At 68.8% G+C, this 21,451-nt stretch carries 22 protein-coding genes; 13 read left to right on the top strand and 9 right to left on the bottom strand.

Annotation, left to right across the window (positions count from 1 at the left end):
* Positions 1-26 precede the first annotated feature (26 nt).
* Positions 27-2,048 (bottom strand): beta-galactosidase, encoded by a 2,022-nt coding sequence (locus KCH48_RS31100; RefSeq protein ID WP_210578520.1) that lies wholly within the window; start codon positions 2,046-2,048, stop codon positions 27-29.
* A gap of 183 nt (positions 2,049-2,231) precedes the next feature.
* Here KCH48_RS31100 and KCH48_RS31105 point away from each other — a divergent pair, with 183 nt between their 5' ends.
* The 6 genes from KCH48_RS31105 (at position 2,232) to KCH48_RS31130 (ending at position 7,428) form a co-directional block, all read left to right on the top strand.
* Complete coding sequence (locus KCH48_RS31105; RefSeq protein WP_210578529.1) at positions 2,232-3,563, top strand: ABC transporter substrate-binding protein; 1,332 nt, start codon at positions 2,232-2,234, stop codon at positions 3,561-3,563.
* Complete coding sequence (locus KCH48_RS31110; RefSeq protein ID WP_210578531.1) at positions 3,560-4,534, top strand: carbohydrate ABC transporter permease; 975 nt, start codon at positions 3,560-3,562, stop codon at positions 4,532-4,534. The genes KCH48_RS31105 and KCH48_RS31110 overlap by 4 nt, the downstream gene beginning before the upstream one ends.
* Positions 4,531-5,436 (top strand): carbohydrate ABC transporter permease, encoded by a 906-nt coding sequence (locus KCH48_RS31115; protein WP_210578533.1) that lies wholly within the window; start codon positions 4,531-4,533, stop codon positions 5,434-5,436. The genes KCH48_RS31110 and KCH48_RS31115 overlap by 4 nt, the downstream gene beginning before the upstream one ends.
* A complete protein-coding gene (locus KCH48_RS31120; protein ID WP_210578535.1) occupies positions 5,433-6,461 on the top strand; it encodes a LacI family DNA-binding transcriptional regulator in 1,029 nt (342 codons plus the stop codon). Before KCH48_RS31115 ends, KCH48_RS31120 begins: the two co-directional genes overlap by 4 nt.
* A 176-nt stretch (positions 6,462-6,637) precedes the next feature.
* The gene (locus KCH48_RS31125; RefSeq protein WP_210578537.1) at positions 6,638-6,985 is read left to right on the top strand and encodes a VOC family protein; all 348 of its coding nucleotides are present in this window, start codon (positions 6,638-6,640) and stop codon (positions 6,983-6,985) included.
* A gap of 53 nt (positions 6,986-7,038) precedes the next feature.
* Positions 7,039-7,428: a MarR family winged helix-turn-helix transcriptional regulator gene (locus KCH48_RS31130; protein WP_210578540.1), complete on the top strand. Its 390-nt coding sequence runs from the start codon at positions 7,039-7,041 to the stop codon at positions 7,426-7,428.
* A gap of 77 nt (positions 7,429-7,505) precedes the next feature.
* Here KCH48_RS31130 and KCH48_RS31135 read toward each other — a convergent pair whose 3' ends face one another.
* The 3 genes from KCH48_RS31135 to KCH48_RS42510 all read right to left on the bottom strand — a co-directional run bounded on the left by KCH48_RS31135 (position 7,506) and on the right by KCH48_RS42510 (position 9,668).
* A complete protein-coding gene (locus KCH48_RS31135; RefSeq protein ID WP_210578555.1) occupies positions 7,506-7,901 on the bottom strand; it encodes an SseB family protein in 396 nt (131 codons plus the stop codon).
* 96 nt (positions 7,902-7,997) lie between these two features.
* Positions 7,998-9,239, bottom strand: coding sequence for an acyl-CoA dehydrogenase family protein (locus tag KCH48_RS31140; protein WP_210578557.1), 1,242 nt, complete (start codon positions 9,237-9,239; stop codon positions 7,998-8,000).
* A 96-nt stretch (positions 9,240-9,335) separates the two neighbouring features.
* Positions 9,336-9,668, bottom strand: a complete 333-nt coding sequence (locus tag KCH48_RS42510) for a hypothetical protein (protein ID WP_246886140.1) — start codon at positions 9,666-9,668, stop codon at positions 9,336-9,338.
* Between the two features lie 223 nt (positions 9,669-9,891).
* Here KCH48_RS42510 and KCH48_RS31150 point away from each other — a divergent pair, with 223 nt between their 5' ends.
* Positions 9,892-10,500, top strand: coding sequence for a TetR family transcriptional regulator (locus tag KCH48_RS31150; RefSeq protein WP_210578560.1), 609 nt, complete (start codon positions 9,892-9,894; stop codon positions 10,498-10,500).
* A gap of 24 nt (positions 10,501-10,524) precedes the next feature.
* Positions 10,525-11,280 (top strand): SDR family oxidoreductase, encoded by a 756-nt coding sequence (locus tag KCH48_RS31155; RefSeq protein WP_210578562.1) that lies wholly within the window; start codon positions 10,525-10,527, stop codon positions 11,278-11,280.
* A gap of 117 nt (positions 11,281-11,397) precedes the next feature.
* Here KCH48_RS31155 and KCH48_RS42515 read toward each other — a convergent pair whose 3' ends face one another.
* From KCH48_RS42515 to KCH48_RS42525, 3 genes are all read right to left on the bottom strand, one after another.
* The gene (locus KCH48_RS42515) at positions 11,398-11,856 is read right to left on the bottom strand and encodes a hypothetical protein (RefSeq protein WP_246886141.1); all 459 of its coding nucleotides are present in this window, start codon (positions 11,854-11,856) and stop codon (positions 11,398-11,400) included.
* Positions 11,850-13,019: an IS1634 family transposase gene (locus KCH48_RS42520; RefSeq protein WP_307841000.1), complete on the bottom strand. Its 1,170-nt coding sequence runs from the start codon at positions 13,017-13,019 to the stop codon at positions 11,850-11,852. The genes KCH48_RS42515 and KCH48_RS42520 overlap by 7 nt, the downstream gene beginning before the upstream one ends.
* A 353-nt stretch (positions 13,020-13,372) precedes the next feature.
* Positions 13,373-13,846 carry a DUF899 family protein gene (locus KCH48_RS42525; protein ID WP_210578563.1) on the bottom strand — a complete coding sequence of 158 codons (474 nt, stop codon included), beginning with the start codon at positions 13,844-13,846 and terminating at the stop codon, positions 13,373-13,375.
* Between the two features lie 48 nt (positions 13,847-13,894).
* Here KCH48_RS42525 and KCH48_RS31175 point away from each other — a divergent pair, with 48 nt between their 5' ends.
* The 4 genes from KCH48_RS31175 to KCH48_RS31190 all read left to right on the top strand — a co-directional run bounded on the left by KCH48_RS31175 (position 13,895) and on the right by KCH48_RS31190 (position 19,396).
* Positions 13,895-14,497, top strand: coding sequence for a TetR/AcrR family transcriptional regulator (locus KCH48_RS31175; protein WP_210578566.1), 603 nt, complete (start codon positions 13,895-13,897; stop codon positions 14,495-14,497).
* A 71-nt stretch (positions 14,498-14,568) separates the two neighbouring features.
* The gene (locus KCH48_RS31180) at positions 14,569-15,255 is read left to right on the top strand and encodes an SDR family NAD(P)-dependent oxidoreductase (protein ID WP_210578568.1); all 687 of its coding nucleotides are present in this window, start codon (positions 14,569-14,571) and stop codon (positions 15,253-15,255) included.
* 165 nt (positions 15,256-15,420) lie between these two features.
* Positions 15,421-18,474, top strand: coding sequence for a family 16 glycoside hydrolase (locus tag KCH48_RS31185; RefSeq protein ID WP_210578570.1), 3,054 nt, complete (start codon positions 15,421-15,423; stop codon positions 18,472-18,474).
* Between the two features lie 160 nt (positions 18,475-18,634).
* Positions 18,635-19,396 (top strand): PIG-L deacetylase family protein, encoded by a 762-nt coding sequence (locus KCH48_RS31190; protein ID WP_210578572.1) that lies wholly within the window; start codon positions 18,635-18,637, stop codon positions 19,394-19,396.
* Positions 19,397-19,486: 90 nt separating this feature from the next.
* On the opposite strand, the gene KCH48_RS31195 is transcribed toward KCH48_RS31190, so the two are convergent.
* Both KCH48_RS31195 and KCH48_RS31200 read right to left on the bottom strand, forming a co-directional pair.
* Positions 19,487-20,020, bottom strand: coding sequence for a GNAT family N-acetyltransferase (locus tag KCH48_RS31195; RefSeq protein WP_210578574.1), 534 nt, complete (start codon positions 20,018-20,020; stop codon positions 19,487-19,489).
* Positions 20,021-20,340: 320 nt separating this feature from the next.
* Positions 20,341-20,937, bottom strand: coding sequence for a TetR/AcrR family transcriptional regulator (locus KCH48_RS31200; protein ID WP_210578577.1), 597 nt, complete (start codon positions 20,935-20,937; stop codon positions 20,341-20,343).
* A gap of 61 nt (positions 20,938-20,998) precedes the next feature.
* Between KCH48_RS31200 and KCH48_RS31205 the strand changes: the two genes are divergently transcribed.
* Positions 20,999-21,451 (top strand): DUF3995 domain-containing protein, encoded by a 453-nt coding sequence (locus KCH48_RS31205; RefSeq protein ID WP_210578579.1) that lies wholly within the window; start codon positions 20,999-21,001, stop codon positions 21,449-21,451.

The raw sequence follows: 21,451 nt of genomic DNA on the forward strand, positions 1-21,451 counted from the left end.
GCACGCGCGGGCGGAGGGGAGTCGGCTCAGCCGTCGAGTCGTACGACCCGTACGGCTCCCGCGGGGACCGCGAGGCGGCCCGCGGCGCGTTCGCCCGTCAGCAGTTCGGTGCCGTGTGCCTCCAGCGGCACCTTGGCGTCGGACGGGCTGTGGTTGATGGCGAACAGGAAGGTGCCCGACTCGCCGGTGCGGCGCACCACTTCGACGTCGTGCGGCAGGTCGGCGCGCGGTGCGATCCGGGCGTCCTCGGTGGCCCAGCCGAGCAGGGCGTCCAGGCCGTGCGCGTCGAGGCGGGTCGACACGTACCAGGCGGTGCCCTCGCCGAGGCGGTGCCGGGTGACGGCCGGGTGGCCGGCGGTGAGGCCGTCGGCGTACGTCCACACGGTCTCGGCGGCGCCCGGCACCACGAACTCGGTCCAGACGTCGCCGGTGAGTTCGGAGCCGTCCGGGCCGGTGATGCGGACGGTGTCGCCCTGGAGAAGCGGTGAGAACTCCTCGACGGTCAGGCCGAGGACGTCCCTGAGCGCGCCCGGGTAGGCGCCTTCGTGCACGGCGTCGTGCTCGTCGACGATGCCGGAGAAGTACGACACGACGAGGGTGCCGCCGTTCTCGACGTACGCGCGCACATTGTGCCCGGCGGCCTCCGTCATCAGGTACAGGGCGGGGACGACGACAAGGGGATACCTCGACAAGTCGGCTTCCGGGTGGGCGAAGTCGACCGTGAGGTGGCGGTCGTACAGAGCCTCGTAGAAGGAGTCGGCGCGTTCGCGCGCGTCGTGGTCCTCGGTGGGGCGCCACTGGAGGTTCTGCGCCCACCAGGAGTGCCAGTCCCACAGGACGGCGACGTCGGCCTGGGTGCGGGTGCCGCGCAACGGGCTCAACGAGTCGATGGAGGCGCCGAGTTCGACGACCTCGCGCCAGACGCGGGTCTCGGTGCCGCCGTGCGGCAGCATCGCCGAGTGGAACTTCTCGGCGCCGCGCCGGGACTGCCGCCACTGGAAGAACAGGGCGCCGTCGGAGCCCCGGGCGACGTGCGCGAGCGAGTTGCGGGCCATCTGGCCGGGGGCCTTCGCGGGGTTGCGGGCCTGCCAGTTGACACCCGACGTGGAGTGCTCGAGCAGCAGCCAGGGAGCCCCGTCGGCGACGGAGCGGGTGAGGTCGGCGGCCATCGCCAGGTTGACGTGGGTGCGGCGGCCGTCGGTGATCAGATAGTGGTCGTTGGTGACGATGTCGACCTCACGGCCCCAGGCCCAGTAGTCGACGGAGTCGCACTGGCTGAGCGCGGTCATGAAGTTCGTCGTGACCGGGACGCCGGGTGACAGCCGGTGCAGGATGTCCCGCTCCATCACGAAGTTCTCGCGCATGGTGGCGTCGGCGAACCGCTTGTAGTCCAGCGCCTGGGCCGGGTTGCCGACCGTGGGCGCGAGCCGCGGCGGGTTGATCTGCTCGAAGTCCGCGTAGCGCTGGCCCCAGAAGGCCGTCCCCCAGGCCTCGTTGACCCCGTCGACCGTCTGGTACGTCGTCGCCAGCCAGCGGCGGAAGTGGGTGGCGCAGGAGTCGCAGTAGCAGGCCGAGACCGGGACGCCGTACTCGTTGTGCACGTGCCACATCGCCAGCGCGGGGTGGTCGCCGTAGCGCTCGGCGAGCTGTGTGGTGATGTCGGCGGCGGCGGTGCGGTAGTCGGCGTTGCTGTGACAGATGGCCGCGCGGGAGCCGAACTCGTAACGCACGCCCTCCGCGGTCACCGGCAGGGCGTCGGGGTGGGCCCGGTAGAACCAGGCGGGCGGGGCCACGGTGGGTGTGCCCAGGTCGGCGCGGATGCCGTTCTCGTGCAGCAGGTCGAGCAGACGGTCGAGCCAGCCGAAGTCGTACTCCCCGGGTGAGGGCTCCAGCAGCGCCCAGGAGAAGATCCCGACGCTCACCATGGTGACGCCGGCCTCCCGCATCAGCCGGACGTCCTCGTGCCAGACGCTTTCCGGCCACTGCTCGGGGTTGTAGTCCCCACCGAAGGCGAGCCTGGTGAGGCCCCTGGGGGTGGTCTCCGGCATGGATCTCTCCCGTTTTGGTCGAACATCTGGGAACGTGCACACACAGCGTCGGCGGTGCGAGCCCAACATAACCGCACAGCAACAACCATTGACAAGTGTCCAGGATGTTTCTCTACTGTGAACGCTCACAGAAGCATGGCAGGTCTTCGCGACGGGCGAGGACCCTGGTCAGGGGAGAGATCCATGCCCAACACGAAGCGCCGGCGGCTCTTTGTCAGAAGTGCAGCCACCACCGTGGCCGTCGCCCTCGGCGCGACCGCCCTCGCCGCCTGCGGCTCGTCCGACGACGACAGCGGGACCGAATCGGGGCCGGTCTCACTGACGTACTGGACCTGGACGCCCGGCATGGACAAGGTCGTCGACCTGTGGAACAAGGGCCAGGGCAAGAAGGACCAGATCACCGTCACGGTGAAGAAGCAGGCGTCCGGCGACACCCTGGTCACCAAGATCCTCACCGCGCACAAGGCGGGCAAGGCGCCCGACCTGGTGCAGGCCGAGTACCAGGCGCTGCCGACACTGGTCAGCAATGACGCGCTCGCGGACATCTCCGGTGAAGTCGGCGACGCGAAGGGCAAGTTCGCCGAGGGCGTCTGGCAGCAGACCACGCTGGGCACGGACGCGGTCTACGCGGTCCCGCAGGACATCGGGCCGATGATGTTCTACTACCGCGAGGACCTCTTCAAGAAGTACGGCCTGCAGGTCCCCACCACCTGGGACGAGTTCGCCGAGACGGCCCGCGCGCTGAAGAAGAAGTCCCCGGACACCGACCTCACCACCTTCTCCGCCAACGACTCCGGCCTCTTCGCGGGCCTCGCCCAGCAGGCGGGCGCCAAGTGGTGGACCACCGAGGGCGAGAAGTGGAAGGTCGGCATCGACGACGCGGCGACCCAGAAGGTCGCCGACTTCTGGGGCGGCCTCGTCAAGGAGGGTGCGATCGACAACCAGCCGATGTACACGCCGGCCTGGAACAAGGCGCTGAACACCGGCAAGCAGATCGCCTGGGTCTCCGCGGTGTGGGCGCCGGGCACGCTGACCACGGCCGCACCCGACACCAAGGGCAAGTGGGCCATGGCCCCGCTCCCCCAGTGGTCCGCCAGCGAGAACGTCACCGGCAGCTGGGGCGGCTCCTCCACCGGCGTCACCACGGACTCCCGGCACAAGGAGGCCGCCGCGAAGTTCGCCGCCTGGCTGAACACCGACGGCGAAGCCCTCAACGCCCTGGCCAAGGAAGGCGGCATCTACCCCGCCTCCACGTCCGCCCAGCTCAGCGGCGCCTTCCAGACCCCGCCGGACTACTTCTCCAACCAGGCGGACTTCTACACCCAGGCCGCCAAGATCGCGGAGACCACCGCGCCGTCCGCGTGGGGCCCGAACGTCAACGTCGCCTACACGTCCTTCAAGGACGCGTTCGGCGCCGCCGCCAAGAACAAGTCCGACTTCACCGACGCCCTGAAGACGATGCAGGACGACACGGTCGCCGACATGAAGAAGCAGGGCTTCGGAGTCTCCGAGTGACCAGCGCACGCCGGACGTCGTACGGGGTCAAGGGGGCCCCGTACGCCCACCCGTCTCCCACCACCACCCTCAAACGAGCGCGAAGCGCCCCCTATTTTTTCCTCCTCCCCGCCGTCATCCTGTTCCTCCTGTTCTTCGCGCTGCCCATCGGCTACGCCCTCTGGCTCAGCTTCCGCAAGGTGAAGGTCTCGGGCCTGGGCCTCGGCTCCGGCGCCCGTACGGAGGTCTGGGCCGGCCTGGAGAACTACACCGACGCGCTCACCGACAGCGAACTCGTGGACGGCGCGCTGCGTGTGCTGGGCTACGGCTGCATCGTCGTCCCGGTGATGCTGGGCCTCGCCCTGCTGTTCGCGCTGATGCTGGACTCCGACAAGGTGCGGCTCGCCCCGTTCACCCGGCTCGCGATCTTCCTGCCGTACGCCATTCCCGGCGTTGTGGCGGCGCTGCTGTGGGGCTTCCTCTACCTGCCGGACGTCAGTCCCTTCTACTTCGTGCTCGACAGGCTGGGGCTGCCGCAGCCGGATCTGCTGGACGGCGGTCCGCTGTATCTCGCCCTGTCGAACATCGCGGTGTGGGGCGGCACCGGCTTCAACATGATCGTCATCTACACCTCGCTGCAAGCCATCCCGGTCGAGGTGTACGAGGCGGCGAAGCTGGACGGCGCCACGCCGCTGCAGACCGCGCTGAGGATCAAGATCCCGATGGTGGCGCCCTCGCTGGTGCTCACCTTCTTCTTCTCGATCATCGCGACGCTCCAGGTCTTCAACGAGCCGACCACCCTCAAGCCGCTCACCAACTCCGTGTCCACGACCTGGAGTCCGCTGATGAAGGTGTACCAGGACGCCTTCGGCAAGGGCGACATCTACGCGGCCGCCGCCCAGGCGACCCTGATCGCGCTCGCCACCCTCGTCCTGTCCTTCGGCTTCCTGCGGGCCGCGAACCGTCGTACCAAGCAGGAGGCAGCACGATGAGTTCTCTTGCCGTCCGCAAGGCCTCGCCGGCCGCCGGCACCACACCCGGCACCGCCCAGGGCCCGCCGCTGCGCCGCCGTATCGCGCTCGTGCCGACGATCACGCTGCTGATCGGCGCGATCTACTGTCTGCTGCCCGTCGCGTGGGTGGTGATCGCGGCCACCAAGTCCGGCAGCGAGCTGTTCTCCACGTTCACGTTCCTGCCGGGCAGCGGCTTCGCCGACAACATCAAGGACCTCAACGCCTATCGCGACGGCGTCTACTGGACGTGGTTGGGCAACTCCGCGCTGTACGCGGGCCTCGGCGCCCTGCTGTCGACGGTCGTATCCGCGTTCAGCGGCTACGCGCTGGCGATCTACCGCTTCCGCGGCCGGGAGACGGTCTTCAACGTGCTGCTCGCGGGCGTGCTGATGCCGCCGGTGATCCTCGCCATCCCGCAGTACCTGCTGCTGGCGAAGGCCGACCTCACGGACTCGTACCTGTCCGTGCTGCTGCCGCTGGTCCTGTCGCCGTACGGCGTCTATCTGGCCCGGATCTACGCCACCGCCGCCGTGCCGACCGATGTGGTCGAGGCCGGGCGGATGGACGGGGCGGGCGAGTGGCGGATCTTCACCCGGGTCGCGCTGCCGATGATGGTGCCGGGACTGGTGACGGTGTTCCTGTTCCAGTTCGTGGCCGTGTGGAACAACTTCCTGCTGCCGTTCATCATGCTCAGCGACGACGAGAAGTTCCCGATCACGCTCGGTCTGTACACGCTCCTGGAGCAGGGCGCGAACACCCCGGCGCTGTACACCCTGGTGATCACCGGCGCCCTTCTCGCGGTCATCCCGCTGGTCGCTCTCTTCCTGGTCATCCAGCGGTTCTGGAGCCTCGATCTGCTCTCCGGAGCCGTAAAGTCATGACCATGAGCAACGGGGGCCGGCGCAAACCGCCGACGATCCATGACGTGGCGCGCGAGGCAGGGGTCTCCCGGGGCACCGTCTCGCGAGTGCTCAACGGCGGGCACTACGTCAGCCCCACCGCCCAGGAGGCGGTCAACGCCGCGATCCGCAAGACGGGTTACGTCGTCAACCGGCACGCCCGCTCGCTGATCACGGGGCGTTCGGACTCGATCGGCTTTCTGCTGACGGAGCCGCAGGAGAAGCTCTTCGAGGACCCCAACTTCAATGTCCTGCTGCGGTGTTGCACCCAGGCGCTGGCCTCGCACGACATCCCGCTGCTGCTGATGCTGGCCGGCACGGAGGACGAGCGGCGCCGGATCACGCGGTACATCACGGCCGGTCACGTCGACGGCGTGCTGCTGGTGTCCAGTCACTCCGCCGACCCGGTCGCCGAGGAACTGCGCCAGGCGGGGGTCCCCCTCGTCCAGTGCGGCAAGCCCATGGGGCGCGGCTCCAAGGTGAGTTACGTGGCCGCCGACGACCGGGACGGCGCGCGGGACATGGTGCGCCATCTGCTGTCGCTGGGCCGCCGTCGCATCGGTGTCGTGACGGGTCCGCTGGACAGCCCGGGCGGTGTCGACCGTCTCGCCGGGTACAAGGAGGTGCTCACCGAGGCGGGCGTCGAGATCGACGAGCGCCTTATCGTCTCCGGCGACTACAGCCGGGCCAGCGGCGAGGCCGGCGCCGAACGACTGCTGGCGCGGGCCCCGGACATGGACGCCGTGTTCGTGGCCTCCGACCTGATGGCCCAGGGCGCCCTGACAGCGCTGCGCCGGTCGGGCCGCCGGGTTCCCGAGGACGTGTCCGTTGGCGGCTTCGACGACTCCACGGCCGCGACGGAGTCCACCCCCGCCCTCACCACGATCCGGCAGCCCTACGACCGCATCAGCAACGAGATGGTGCGGGTGCTGCTCGCCCAGATCGGGGGCGAGGACCCGGCGGCGGTGATCCTGCCGACGGAGCTGGTGAAGCGGGAGTCCACGTAACCCACGTAACGGCGGAGCGGAGCAACCAGTCGGGATCCAGGCACGACCGGTCAGGACCGGTCAGGATCCGAGAAGCCACCCGCCGCTCCCCCGTCCTAGCGTGACATCAGCGCCGAAAAGCCGTCGGCGCGAACCCGGCGCGAGTCGTCGGGTCACGCTTCACGGAGGAGTCCGCCATGACCACCGGTGTCAACACGATCATCTACCCCGTCAAGGACATCGCCCGGGCGAAGGCCCTGTTCAGCGCGCTGCTGGAGGTGGAGCCGTACGCCGACGGGCCCTACTACGTCGGCTTCAAGGCCGCCGGCCAGGACGTCGGTCTAGACCCGAACGGGCACGCCAAGGGCATGACCGGACCGGTGCCCTACTGGACCGTGACCGACATCCGGGCCCGCCTCGCGGCCCTGCTGGACGCCGGTGCGGAGCTGCTCCAGGACGTCAACGACGTCGGCGGCGGGCGGCTCATCGCCTTCGTGAAGGACGCGGACGGGAACCTGGTCGGGCTCCTTCAGGATCCTGCCTGAGCCGGCTTCGAGTGCCGTTCAAGTGTTGATGCATGTGCATTAACATTGGGTGTATGGCAGTCGACACGGCCGAGGCCCGGCTCGAGGAACGCTGGCGGGACATCCTGTCGGTGCACGCGCGCACGATGTGCGAGATCGACCGAGTCCTGCACCCGCACGGGCTCGGGGCGAGCGATTTCGAGGTCATCGACATCCTCGCCTCCGCCTCGCCCGAGGAGGGCGACCAGTGCCGGGTGCAGAACCTCGCCGGCCGGGTCCATCTCAGCCAGAGCGCACTGTCCCGGCTCATCGGCCGACTGGAGAAGGACGGCCTGGTGGAGCGCTCGGTCTGCATAGAGGACCGACGCGGCGTCTGGGTCGCCCTGACCGCCAAGGGCCGCGACCTGCACGCGGAGGTACTGCCGCTGCAGCGGGCGGTGCTGGCCCGGATGCTGGGCGGCTGAGGCGCGGGCCAGTGCGTGAGGCGTTCCGCAAGTACGTGGGGATGTCGCCGATGGCGTTCTTCAGCGAGGTGCCCCGCTCACGGGCGGGCCAGCAGGGTGCGTACCCCCTCCGAGGTGAGCGTGAGCGGGTGCTGGGAGGCCCCGTCGATGGTGAGGGCCAGGTCGTCGGTGGGCCACTGTGCGGCGAGGGCACCCAGCGGTACCAGCCGGTAGCGGGAGACGAACGGCAGCAGCCCGGCCAACTCCGGTTCCGAGGTGAACACGGGCACGGTCGGTTCGCCTCCCGGATGCTCGATGACCGGTAGCGCCACGGCGCCGGGATCGGTCGCGTCCTCGTCGCTGACGTCGTCGGGCACGGGCACGAGCACGTCGCTGCTCGCGAGCGCGTCCAGCGCCGCCGTGTCCTCGGTGTTCTGGGCCAGCACGTCCAGCGCGTGCTGGGCCGCGGTGGCGGGGGTGCGGGGTGTCTCCATGGCAGCTTCCCTGGTAGCGGCGGTCGTACGGGCCTGTTCGGAAGAGATCCGGGCTCTGCTCGCGTACCCCATCCGGAGCAGCGCATTCATTCGGGATCAGGGGATCAGCGGGATGTGGTCCGAGGGCAGGCCCAGGCGGTCGCAGCCGACGCGCCGGTACAGCGGCTCGGCCATGCTCGGGCCGACATGGGTCCAGTACGTGGCCGCGTCCCGGAAGTAGCGCTGCATCCGCTCCCCGTCGCGGGCGTACCGGGAGCCGGCCGTGCGGAAGAGGATCCCCTGGAGTACGTCCCAGACCATGCGCCCGGCGTTCAGGAACATCAGCGCGAGCCGGTTGTCCTCGGCGACGGTGAAGGGGGCCTCGCCGGTGGCGTTGCGATGGCAGGTCTCCATCCAGTCCTCGGCGGTGCGGCGCAGCGCGGCTTCGGCCGTGTGGACGACGCCGAGCGCCTCGCCCAAGTGCCGCTGGTAGTCGTGGAGTTCGGACCGGGTGCGGTCGGGTTCCAGGGCGAGGGGACGGGCGGCGAGGATCCGGGCGTACTCGTCGGCGGCGGCGTGCGCGGTGCCGACCATGATGGCGGCCAGCTCACCGTGGAAGAAGCTCGGCGCGCGCCCGGCGTACATGGGGTTGCCGTGCAGCCGTGATCCGGTGCTGCCGCCCTCCACCGGCAGGTCGAGCAGGCTCGCCTCGATCGTGCAGTACGCGGGGATGCGGGCCTGTTCCATGTGGATGCTGTTGGATCCGCTGCCGCGCAGGCCGAGCACGCCGTACCAGTCGTCCAGGACCGTCCACACCGAGCGCGGGGCGACGAACAGCACCGGCGGTCCCGGCGGGTCGCCGGGCTTCTCGGGGGCGCGCAGGGTCTGGCCGACGTAGTGCGTGGAGTAGGGCGCGCCGGAGGAGTACGGCCAGGTGCCGTCGAGGACGATCCGGCCGTCGCCGTCTGGCTGTGCGACGCCGATGGGCATGACCGTGGACGCCGCCCGGAAGTCGCCGTCGGCACCGAAGATCTCGTCCTGCGCCTGTTCCTCGAAGACCGAGGCGACCTGGAGAACGTGCGCGGCGGTGAGGGACAGGGCCCAGCCGGTGGAGGGGCAGCCGCGGGCGATTTCGGTGACCACGCGGTAGAACACGGGCAGGGCGAACTCGTAGCCGCCGTACCGCCGCGGCTGGAGGATCCGGTAGAAGCCGGCCCGCAGGAAGTCGTCGTGGGTGTCCTTCGGGTAGTGCGTCAACCGTTCGGTCTCCGGCTGGCGTTCGAGCAGCGCGGGCCGGAGCGCTGCGGCCCGTTCGATGATGTCGCGTTCGGTCAGTCCGGGTTCGGGAGCGGAAATCACGGTGCCTCCTGAGGTGTGGGGCCCTGTCCGTTCGTGACGCGATATGAGCGATTGAACACGGCAAGTGCTTCCGGGGTACCGACCGGAAACCGCCAACTAGGCCCGGACTTCGCAGGTCGCTGTTTTAGATCTGTGGCCAGCGGGTTCGTGTGATGTCGGTGTCAGGAGGTCGAGGAGGTGGAGTTGGACGCCGCGGGTGATCTGGACGGTGGGCGGGTCGGTGACGCTGCCGATGCGCAGGGTGAGTTCGGCGAGGTGGTAGAAGATCACGCGGCCGGTGGGACGGATCCGGCGGTTGTCGGGATAGAGGCCGGTCATGGTCTGCTCTGGGCCCAGTGCGCGTCTGACCTGCCGTTCGATGAGGCAGAAGACGAGCAGGGCCAGGCAGATGACCTGGATCAGGGCGGCGACGCGCCGGTTGTGCTGCACGAAGACCGGGGCGACCGCGAGGGGGCCTTTGAAGTCGCGGTAACGGCGCTAGCCTGCACCTTCGCAGCATCACCTGGTGCAGCGGGCGCGACTTGACGGCCGGGATAGCCCCTGGTGACACCACTCGTACGGTAGCGACGGGATGGCCAGCGGTGCTTCTGGGGCACGGGGTAGCGACTACTGACTCCAACTGCAACGTTGGTGTTGGTGTTATGGTGTGGAGATGGCCTGGGATATTGAAGGCACTAAGCGCCGGATTCATGAGGCGGCGTTGGCCGAGTTCGCCGCGCAGGGTCCCGACGGAACGAACATCGACCGGATCGCCAAGCGCGCGGGAGTCAACCGGGAGCGGATCTACAACTACTTCGGCAACAAGTCGAAGTTGTTCTCAGCGGTGATCTGCACCGAGTTGGACAAGATCGCCGACGCTGTGCCGCTGGACATCAACTGCGCAGCGGATCTCGGAGAGTTCGCCGGGCGGACGTTCGACTACCAGCAGGAACATCCCGACCTGGCCCGGCTGGTGTTGTGGGAGGGACTGTCGGACTCCGGCGCCGTCCAGGACGAGAGCGCCCGCAGCGAGCTGTATGCCGGCAAGACCGCGGCCATGGCCGCGGCGCAGGCGGCAGGGCTGCTCGACGACACCGTGCAACCTGCCCATCTCGTCTTCCTGGTCATAGCGCTGGCGAGCTACTGGTCAGCGGCTCCGCAGATCGCCCGGATGCTGTCCGGAAGCGGCACGGACGACCTCGATGAACGTGCCCGTCGGCGTGCCGCCGTGGTCCGTGCCGCCCAGCAGATCGGTGCCCCAGGCAAGGCCGTCACACCCTGAACCACTACACGATGGGACCAACCAATGCTGAAGGACACCACCGCCGTCGTCACCGGCGCCTCCAGCGGCATCGGCGCCGCGGTCGCTCAAGCACTGGCCGCTGAGGGCGCCGACGTCGCCCTTCTCGCACGACGTCGAGACAGGCTCAGTGAACTCGCTGACATCATCAATGCACGCGATGGCGGCCGCGCACGGCCCTACGAAACGGACGTCACCGACGCGCACGCGGTGCGCGATGCGATCAGCGCCGCGGCTGACGACGGCGACGGCATCGACATCCTGATCAACAACGCGGGGAGCGGCACCTGGGGCCCGGCCGTCACCGCCGACCTGGATGACTGGCACACCACGGTCGAGGTCAATCTGAACGGTGTACTCAACACCACGCACGCCGCACTGCCGCACCTGACCCGAGCCGCAGCAGTCGGTGAACGCGGCGTCGCCGACCTCGTCACCATCAGCTCCATTGCGGGCCGCAAGGTCCCCGGCGCACTAAGCAATGTCTATGCGGCCACCAAACATGCAGTCGGTGCTTTCACCGAAGCCCTTCGTCAGGAACTCGCGGATCAGCATGTCCGTGCCGGGCTGGTGGAACCCGGTCTCGTGGTCACCGAACTCACCACCAGCGGCCACGACCACGCTCCCGATGCGACCAACCCCACCGGATATGGCCTGCTCCAGCCGATGGATATCGCAAGCGCCGTGGTGTTCATGGTGACCCGGCCCCGTCACGTCGCGCTCAACGAAATGCTCGTCCGGCCGACGGAACAGACGATCTAAGCCGAAGGGCTTTCGCCTCGCAGATGCTGCAAACTCGCGGATGACAGGCGGCCAGGGTGAGGCGGCGAGGTGGGGCGGCTCCTGGCCGGAAGCCGACGGCGAGGCCGGCTTCGGACACTAGGCCCGGACTTCGCAGGTCGCTGTTTTAGATCTGTGGCCAGCGGGTTCGTGTGATGTCGGTGTCAGGAGCTCGAGGAGGTGGAGTTGGACGCCGCGGGTGATCTGGACGGTGGGCGGGTCGGTGACGCTGCCGATGCGCAGGGTGAGTTCGGCGAGGTGGTAGAAGATCACGCGGCCGGTGGGACGGATCCGGCGGTTGTCGGGATAGAGGCCGGTCATGGTCTGCTCTGGGCCCAGTGCGCGTCTGACCTGCCGTTCGATGAGGCAGAAGACGAGCAGGGCCAGGCAGATGACCTGGATCAGGGCGGCGACGCGCCGGTTGTGCTGCACGAAGACCGGGGCGATCGCGAGGGGGCCTTTGAAGTCGTGGTAGCGGCGCTCGACCGTGCCCTGCCCTTTGTAGTGGATCAGGACCTGGGCCGGGTCGGCCCGGTCGGCGGGGATGCTGGTCAGCATCGCGTACCAGCCGTCGACGGCGGCCTCGGCGTCCAGGACGTCGGTGTCGAAGTGCCAGGCCAGGGCGGGGATGCCGTGCTCATCGGTGGTGATACTCCAGCGCAGGCACGCGGTGACGCGGCGCTTGGCGGCGATGACCCCGGCCCGGGCCGCGACCTTATCGCGGGTCTTGTAGTGCCGCCGCCCGCCGCACCGGCGAGCTTGTCCATCTCCTCCCGGGCGCGGGCCAGACGCTTCTCGCGGGCCTGGCACTGGCCCGCCGCGACAGCGGTGGAGTGGACGAGGATCCGCCGCAGGCGGTGCACCGGGTCCCGCTTGCGGGGCCCGGCCAGGGTGTGGACGTCCTCCAGCACCCGGTATGCCTCCCGCTCACCGGCGGGCTTGCGCGCGTCCCGCTCGGGCACCCAGTCCGCCAGCTGTGCCTGCGTGAGGTCCAAGGCGGCATAGACCTCGTCCTTGACCTGCGCGGCCGGGACGGGCGCGATGAAATCCACCCCGGCCGCCAGCAGTGCCGTGACGTTCACGTACGACACCAGCTTGGAGTCGGCGACCATCAGGAAATCCTGCTCACCGGCCATGCCTCGCAGGTCTTTCATCGCCCCGACGACCTGACTGACCTCGGCCGCGCCGCCGCCGAAGACACGGGCATGGACGGGGATGCCGCCGTCGGCGGACACCGCGAGCCCGGCCTGGACCTGCTTCAGGTCGACGCGCCGGTCCTTGGGATGCCCGTAACCGATGACCGGGTACTGCCCGTCCTGGTCCCCGTCCGGGAAGGCGCCGTGGACGGACATGCTGGTCATGTCCCAGTGCAGCCGGGACACATCGATCCCGAACTCGGCGATCGCCCGTGCACCGACGCTGCCCGCGATCCGCTCCAACTCCGGCGCGATCGCGTCCAGGGCCCGAGCCAGACGGTCGTCGTTGAGCAGGTCCGGCTCAATACCGAAGACCTCCTCCACCGCCCAGGTGCGGGCCCAGTCACCGACCCGCACCAGCGGCGCGGGCGACGTCAGCCGGTTGGCGACCAGCGCCTCGACCACCTGCCCGTGGGTCAGATGCGCGCTCGCGCCACCCGGACACAGCCCGTCCACGATCCCGGCGACATCCAGCCGGCGCAGAAATTCGGCAGCGACAGGCAGAGCGCCCAGACGCTTCTCCACAACGGACGTCACCACCACGTCAAGGCGCTGACGCTCAGACCGTGGCCGCGGGGAACGGGAAGTCATCGACACACCCCACCCAACGCCACACCACCGGCCCGGGACACCCCCGGACCGTTCACACCATACGTATTAACGACCCGCGAAGTACGGGACTAGGTGGGCGTGGAGGAATCCGGGGTGGTGCGGGGTCACTTGAGCCTGGGGCGTGCCTCGTGCCGAGCACTTCAGGACCGTGCCTGCGTCCAGAGGTACAGGTGCCAGCCCTGGTCGTCGGCGAGAGGGCCGGCGGTGTGTGCGGCTCTGCAGTCGACGGTGGAGGGCATGACGAAAGCGCAGCAGGGTGGCCGCGGTCAGGGTGCTCCAGTAATGAGGGAAGACGTCCCCCCAGAGGCGGTGCCGCTAGTAGCTGAGTGCGGCACGCCACTCCCCGCGGCCCCGGCGCTGAGCAGGCGCAGATTCGTCCGCTTCCGGTTCCGGGCGTGTGCGCGGAGGGCGGGCAGGTCGGCGGCGGCGACGATCGCGAGGTCGACGTTCTGCGCGATGTGGCGGGCCACGCCGTTGAACCCGTCGCACCGCATCGTGCACATGGGGCACGGCTCGGTCTGCTTCTTGCCGTACATGAGGTGGTAGACGACCAGGTCACGACCGGGCCGGGTGAACAGCTCCCCCAGGCGCACCGTCCGCACCGGCGTGTCACCGGCCTCCAGATCAGCCGGACCCTCCTCGAAGACGTAGTCGTCGACGACGGCCTCGATCGGCTCCGCCCCACCACCGTATGCCTGCGGTCCGGGATCGTGAGGGCGAGAGGACGGGACGACCCACACCTTTCCCGTTCTGGATTATAAAGTTCAGAATCTGGTAGCGTCGCTCTCATGGGCAGGCCACGATCCTTTGACGAGACCGCGGTACTCGACGCCGCGGCCGCGGAGTTCCGGGTGCACGGCTTCGCCGACACCTCGACCGAGCAGCTCTGCGAGGCGGCGGGGGTGCGGCGCAGCAGCCTGTACAACGCCTTCACGTCGAAGGACGAACTGTTCGTGCGCGCACTGGAGCGGTACGTGACGGTGTTCCGTGAGCGCCGGGCACAGGTGCTCGCCGATGACCAGCTCAGTGGGGCCGAGCGGCTGCGCGTGTTGATGGAGGACGTCATCGAGGAGGAGCGCGCAGCACGCGAGCAGGGACATGCGGCCGGATGCATGGTCGTACAGAGCATGATGGCCCCGGACCTGCGCGAGCGGGACGAGCGCGTGGCCCGCATCCTCGATCGGGACCTGCGCGAACTCCTGGACGGTTTTGAAGGAGTGATCCGGGCCGGGCGTCTCGACGGCAGCATCCGGGCGGATGCCGACGCGCACGAAGGGGCCTTGCTGGTGGCGACGGTCATCTCCGGGCTGCGGGTAACCGCGCAGGCAGGGATCGAATGCGAACTGCTGCGGCAGATCGCACTCAATGGCCTGCGCTCACTCCTGAGTTGAGAACGTACGCCCAGTCGCCCGGCATCCACTTGCCCACATTTTGGATTTTGCGATACAGAAAGAGGAGACGCATGACCGTCACACTGATCACCGGGGCCAACAAGGGCATCGGTTTCGAGACAGCCAGACAACTTCTGGAGTCGGGCCACGTCGTCTACATCGGCGCGCGTGACGTCGAGCGAGGCGAAAAGGCCGCGGCAGCGCTCGGCGCGCGCTTCGTTCAGCTCGATGTGACCGACGACGCCTCGGTGAACAGCGCGCTGGCGACGATCGGTTCAGCCGAGGGCCGGCTCGACGTTCTGGTTCACAACGCGGGCATCTTGGGGCACGGAGTCACCGACGGTCCCACGGCCCTGCGAGTTTTCGACACCAACGCGGTGGGGGTCGTGCGCGTCACGGAGGCGGCACTTCCCCTGCTGCGCAAATCCTCGAATCCGACCGTGGTCACCGTTTCGAGCAGCGCCGGGTCGTTCTGGGCCGTGAACAACCCCGACCGGCCGGAATTCCACCTGCCACTCGCGCTCTACTCCGCGTCCAAGTCGGCGGCGACCATGCTGACGATCCAGTACGCCAAGGCTCAACCGGGCATCAAGTTCAACGCGGTTGAACCCGGCACCACCGCCACCGACATGACCGCTGCCTTCGGAATCGGAAGGCCAGTGGAAGAGAGCGCCAGAACCGTCGTACGCCTGGCGACTCTCGACGCGGACGGTCCGACAGGAACGTTGCAGGACGAAACCGGGACATTGCCCTGGTAGGCGCGTGCGGGGCGTGAGCCCGTTCGCTCGACCCACCCGAGGGCCGGCAGCAGTTTTTCCTTTCTGTGGACAAAGTGTGGACGCACACGAGCCAAGTCCCTACGCTGAGCGTCGCTTTGCCACAGAAGTCTGCGTGAGTCGCCGCCGTACAACGCAGGAGGAAGAGTGAAGCCACCCCCCGAGCGCCACGAAACCCCCGGGCACCCCGGGCACACACCCCGCCCCGTCCGTCACAGAGTTCGAAGAGCCACCGGGCTACTGCTCACCGCCCTCCTCGGCGGCGCCCTCGTCAGCCCCGCCGCGGCCGATGACGATCCCCGGCCCTTCGCCGACCTCCCGCCGCAGGAACCGGGCGTCACCCTGCGGGTGTTCGACATCCAGTCCCCGCTCAGCAAGCTGTGCGATCTCAAGCCGGCACAGACGCCCAACGTCGACAAGCTGATTCCGACGGCCGACTGGACGTCCACCGACGGCTTCGGGTTCAGCGACAACTTCGTGTCGCAGATCATCGGCAATCTCAACGTGCCGGAGGCCGGTGCGTACGCCTTCCGCCTGATCAGTGACGACGGATCCCGGCTCTTCCTCGGCGACCAGCAGGTCATCGACCACGACGGGCTGCACGGCGCCGAGCCCAAGGACGGCGAGATCACGCTGAACGCGGGCTACACCTCGCTGCACATCGACCACTTCGACGCGGGCGGCGGTCAGCAGGTCACGCTGCAGTGGAAGCCGCCGGGGGCAACCGAGTTCACGGTCGTGCCGAACTCCGTGCTGAGCACGGACGCCGGGGTCGTCAGGGTCACCGCTCCCGGACGCAAGGAGTGCGAAGGGACGTACGACACCCCGGGTGACGGGCTGCCCCTGACCGAGGTCAACCCCGGCTACACGCTGACGAATCTGCGGCCCGAGGGCTTCGAGCCGCAGGTGTCCGCGATGGACTGGCTGCCCGACGGCCGGCTCGCGATCTCCACCTGGGGCGGCAGTGAGGAGACCAAGGGCGAGGTGTACCTCCTCGACCACGTCACCGGCGACACCGGACCCGACAAGGTCACGTACAAGAAGATCGCCGACGGGCTCAAGGAACCCATGGGCATCAAGTACGTGGGCGGGAAACTGTATGTGTCGGAGAAGCACCAGCTGACCGAGCTGAATGACACCAACGGTGACGACGTCACGGATGCGAAGAAGAAGATCGCCGAGTGGCCGTACGGCGGGAACTTCCATGAGTTCGCCTTCGGACTGCTCTACGACAAGGGCGACTTCTATCTGAACCTGTCCGTCTCCATCAACTACGGCGGCGCGACCACCGACCCGCAGCCCGCCCCGAACCGCGGCACCACCATCAAGGTCAACAAGGCCACGGGCAAGGTCAGTTACCTGGCCGGCGGCCTGCGCACCCCGAACGGCATCGGCCGCGGCCCCGACAACGAGCTGTTCGTCACCGACAACCAGGGCGGCTGGCTGCCCGCCTCCAAGCTGGTGCACGTCAAGCAGGGCCGGTTCTTCAACCACTACATGAACCCGGACGGCCCGTACGACGACAAGCCCGTCACCAAGCCGGTGCTCTGGCTGCCGCAGAATGAGATCGCCAACTCCCCCAGCACACCGATGCGATTGAAGAAGGGCCCGTTCGCCGGGCAGATGGTGTTCGGTGACGTCACCTACGGCGGACTACAGCGCGCCGACCTCGAGAAGGTCGACGGCGAGTACCAGGGCGCGGTGTTCCGGCACACGCAGGGCCTCGAGTCCGGCATCACCCGGATCAGCGAGGGGCCCGACGGCGCGATCTACACCGGCGGTCTGGGCGCCGACGGCAACTGGGGGCAGGCGGGCAAGCTCCGCTTCGGCCTGCAGAAGCTGACCCCGAACGGCAAGACCGCCTTCGACATCAAGACGATGCGCGCGACCCCGGACGGCTTCGAACTCACCTACACCAAGCCCCTGTCGAAGGAGACCGCGGCCAAACTCACCGAGGGCGCGTACTCCGTCGAGCAGTGGCGTTACGCGCCGACCCCGGCGTACGGCGGCCCGAAGATCGACGAGGAGTCGCTGCCGGTCACGTCGGCGAAGCTCTCCAAGGACCGCAAGAAGGTCCAGCTCACCATCCCCGGCCTCAAGACCGACCGCGTCGTGCATGTCCGCTCGCCGCGCCCGTTCTCGTCCGCCGAGGGCGAGCAGCTGTGGTCCACCGAGGCCTGGTACACGCTCAACGCCAGGCCCGGCCCCGAGGAGCCCGTCACCACGTACGACGCCGAGTCCGGCCGCCTGTCCGGCAGCGCGGGCACCGACACCGAGCACGCCGGGTACACCGGCGGCGGCTTCGTCGACGGCTTCGGCGAGCAGGGCGCCCAGGTGAGCGTGGACGTCGAGGTCGACAAGAAGGGCGTGTACGACGTGGGGCTGCGCTACGCCAACGGCCCGCACCCCGCCCCGGGCACGAAGACGGTCAGCGTCTCCGTCAACGGCGGCGCGGCGAAGCAGACGAGCCTGCCGTCGACGGGCGAGTGGAACCGCTGGTCGACAAAGAACGAACGCCTCGAGCTCCGCAAGGGCCGCAACACGATCACGTACTCCGTGGGCGCGGGCGACACCGGCCACGTCAACCTCGACGCGGTCGACATCCGCCGCCCGGGCGCACGGATCGACCTGTTCTCCGGCGGCAGCGTCTCCACGGCCTGGCAGCACACCGACGGCCGCAGCGCCGAATGGCCGCACACCGCCGAGAAGTCCATGGAGGTCTGCTGCGGCGACCTGCGTACGAAGCAGCACTTCGGGGACTTCAAGCTGCATGTCGAGTTCCGCGTCCCCAAGCTCCCGGACGACGTCACCGGCCAGGACCGCGGCAACAGCGGTGTCTATCTCCAGGATCGGTACGAGGTGCAGATCCTCGACTCGTACGGCGACACGGATCTCGCGAACAACGAGGCGGCGGGGATCTATCTGAAGAAGGCCGCCGACCTCAACGCCGCGAAGGCTCCGGAGACATGGCAGACGTACGACATCACCTTCCGTGCGGCGCGCTTCGACGGGGACGGCAAGAAGACGTCGGACGCGCGGGTCACGGTGATCTGGAACGGCAAGAAGGTCCACGACAACGTGGCCGTCGACGGGCCGACGGGCGGAGGTGAACCCGAGTCGGCCGCACTCGGCGCGATCCGCTTCCAGGACCACGGCAACAAGGTCCGGTTCCGCAACGTGTGGGTGGAGCCGCTGTCCTGACCGAGAAGCAGTACACCCCTCGACCCTGCCGGCGGCTCACCGGGCCGCCGGCAGGGTCTTGAGTGGCGCTGAGACTCATTCTCCACGTGCCGCATCAGACACTCGCATAGGCTTGGCGGGCCTACAGACGGCAGGCCCTGAACGCGGAAGGATGGCCGACATGACATTGCCCGCCCTCCCCGAGGACTCCTTTCAGCGTGTGCTCTGCGTCGTCGCGCACCCCGACGACATGGAGTACGGCACATCCGCGGCCGTCGCTCGCTGGACCGCGCGCGGCATCGAGGTCGGTTATCTCCTGCTCACCCGCGGCGAGGCCGGCATGCCGAACCCTCCCGAGGAGACGGCACGCCTGCGCGTCGCCGAGCAGCAGGCCGCCTGCGCCGTCGTCGGCGTCAAGCACCTGACGGTCCTCGAACATCCGGACGGCGTGCTCGTCTACGGCCTCGACCTGCGCCGGGACATCTGCCGGGAGATCCGCCGGTTCAAGCCGGACGTCGTACTCGGCACCGGTTACGACATCGAGACGCCCTATGGCTTCGACCAGGCCGACCACCGCGCGGCCGGGCTCGCGACGCTCGACGCGGTGCGCGACGCGGGCAACCGGTGGGTCTTCCCGGAGCAGGTCGACGACGAGGGCCTCGAACCGCACTCCGTACGCTGGCTCATCGTCCCCGGACTCCCCGGCTCCGGCGCGACCCACGGCGTCGAGGTCACGGGTGAACCGCTGCGGCGCGGAGTCGCCTCACTCAAGGCACACGCCGCGTATCTGGCCGCGCTCCCGGACCACCCCGCCCCCGAGGACTTCATCCCGCAGTTCACCGCGATGAGCGGCAAGGCCATGGGCGTCGAGCACGCCATCCTGTTCCGCGCCCACGACCTGCAGGCACCACCGGAGTTCCCCACCGAAGCCGGGGAGGACTGACCTCGGGGCCACCCGGTGCCCTACCAGTAGATGTCCTCGTACTGCGTCACCTCGCCGACGAGTTCGGCGCCGTGGGCGCGATGGCGGAGTTCACGCCTGGTACTCGGTGAGGTCGATCGCGTGGACGCGCAGCGGATAGCCGTATACCGGATGCGCCGTCTCTCGCTCGGGCACCATGCCGAGCTTGCGGATGACGTCCTCGGAGGCATCGTCCCCCACCCGGCTGATGCTGATGATGCGGTCGAGGCCGCGGTCCTGGAGGGCGAACTCCAGTGTGGCGTGGGCGGCTTCGGATGCGTATCCCTGGCCCCAGAACGGAGAGCCGAGCCGCCAGCTGATGGCCACGGCGGGCAGTACCTCCGGCAGGAACTCGGGCACGGACAGACCGGTGAAGCCCGCCAGTTCCCCCGAGGCCAGCAGTTCGACGGCGAAGAGCCCGAAGCCTTCCTCGTCCCATTCCTCCTCCCACCGCTCGATGGCCTCCGCCGTGTAGTCCAGGTCGCGCACCGAGCCGTCGTCGATCCAGTGCATGACCCGGGGGTCCGCGTGGATGTCCGCCATCGGCGCGAGGTCGTCGTCGTGCCAGCGACGCAGGAGAAGGCGGGGTGTACGGATCTCGGTCATGGCACCCATCCTGCCGAAGGCAAGGGCCTCATCGTTAATCCGGCACACGCTCGTGCCGCCGCCTGCCGCCACCGTGGTGGCAGCAGTGAGCGCGACAACCACCCAGAGACCCCCGACCGGAGCGTTCGTCTGCGGCGGGGCGAATCCAGCGGGCACCGCGTACACCACGCCCTGAGGTTCCGTTCGACTTCCGTCCCGTCCCGAGTACCACCGCGACGACGGCCAACCCGCACATCGGCACGGAAACCGTGACCCCCATCAGCGCACCGACCACCCAAAGCCGCAGCGTTCGGCGGTGTGATCGGCGACGGTGGCGAGCTCTACTCCGGGTCCGCCTGGTGCACGACGGGTCGGACCAGCCCGGAAATCAGGTGCTCTAGCGCGACCGTGGCGATGGTGCCCGTGGCGGCGACCTCGGGCACGACGTCGCAGGCGGAGCGGCGTAGTTCGAGCCATCCGAGGAAAGCCGCGTACGCGGCGACCGCCTGGCGCCGGGCCGTGGCGGTGTCCAGGCCCAGGTCGGTGTAGAGATCGGTGAGATAGGCGATCCGCCGCTCGGTGACCCGGCGCAGGACCGGGGCGACGGCGGGGTGATCGGCGTGGGCGACGATCGCTGGCTCCAGGCCGTTGATGTCCTCCTGCCCCAGCGCGACGGTGAACAGGGCCGTCAGCCGCTTCCGTGGGTCGGTGATATCGCCCAACGCTGTGATCAGCGCTGTGGTGTCCTCCCGCTCCCACACCTCCAACGCGGCCGTCAGCAGCGCATCGCGATCCTTGAAGTGCCAGTAAAAGCTGCCCCGTGTCGCCTCCAGCTCACCCGCGAGCGCGTTGACCGACACCGCCCCGACTCCGCCGCGTGCCATCGCGCGCAGGGCCGCGGTCGACCAGTCCTGGGGGGTGAGGTTCCTCCTAGCCATGTCCGTACAGTACTGTATGGTCATTCCATACAGGGGTGTACGGTGCGACTGGGGGAACGGTATGACGCTGACGAAACTCGCTGGTGGGACGGCCGCAGTCGGCCTGGGAGCGGTCGGGGCCCTGCACGGGATCTGGACCTTCTCTCCCTGGCCACTGGCCGACCGTGCCGAGTTCGCCCGTACGGTCGTCGGGGTCGCCGAAGCGGACCTGCCCACCCCGGAGTTGACGGCCGCAGTCGCTGCAGCGCTCGGAGCGGCGGCCTATGCGGTCGCGGCCCGGGCCGACTTGGTCCCGCAGCTACCGCCACGGCGTTTGGTGCGCCAGGGCGTGTGGGGTGTCGCAGGCGTGCTGCTGCTGCGAGGTTCGGCCGGCCTGGTGTCTTCCGCTCTGACCGGCCGACCGACCGATTTCACCCGCTGGGATCTGGCGCTGTACTCCCCACTGTGTCTGGCGCTCGGCGGGTTGACGGCATACGTCGCTGCCTCCACTCGCGCCCCTCGCCAAGGAAGCTGA

The organism is Streptomyces sp. GESEQ-4, assembly GCF_017948455.1.
Lineage (GTDB): Bacteria > Actinomycetota > Actinomycetes > Streptomycetales > Streptomycetaceae > Streptomyces.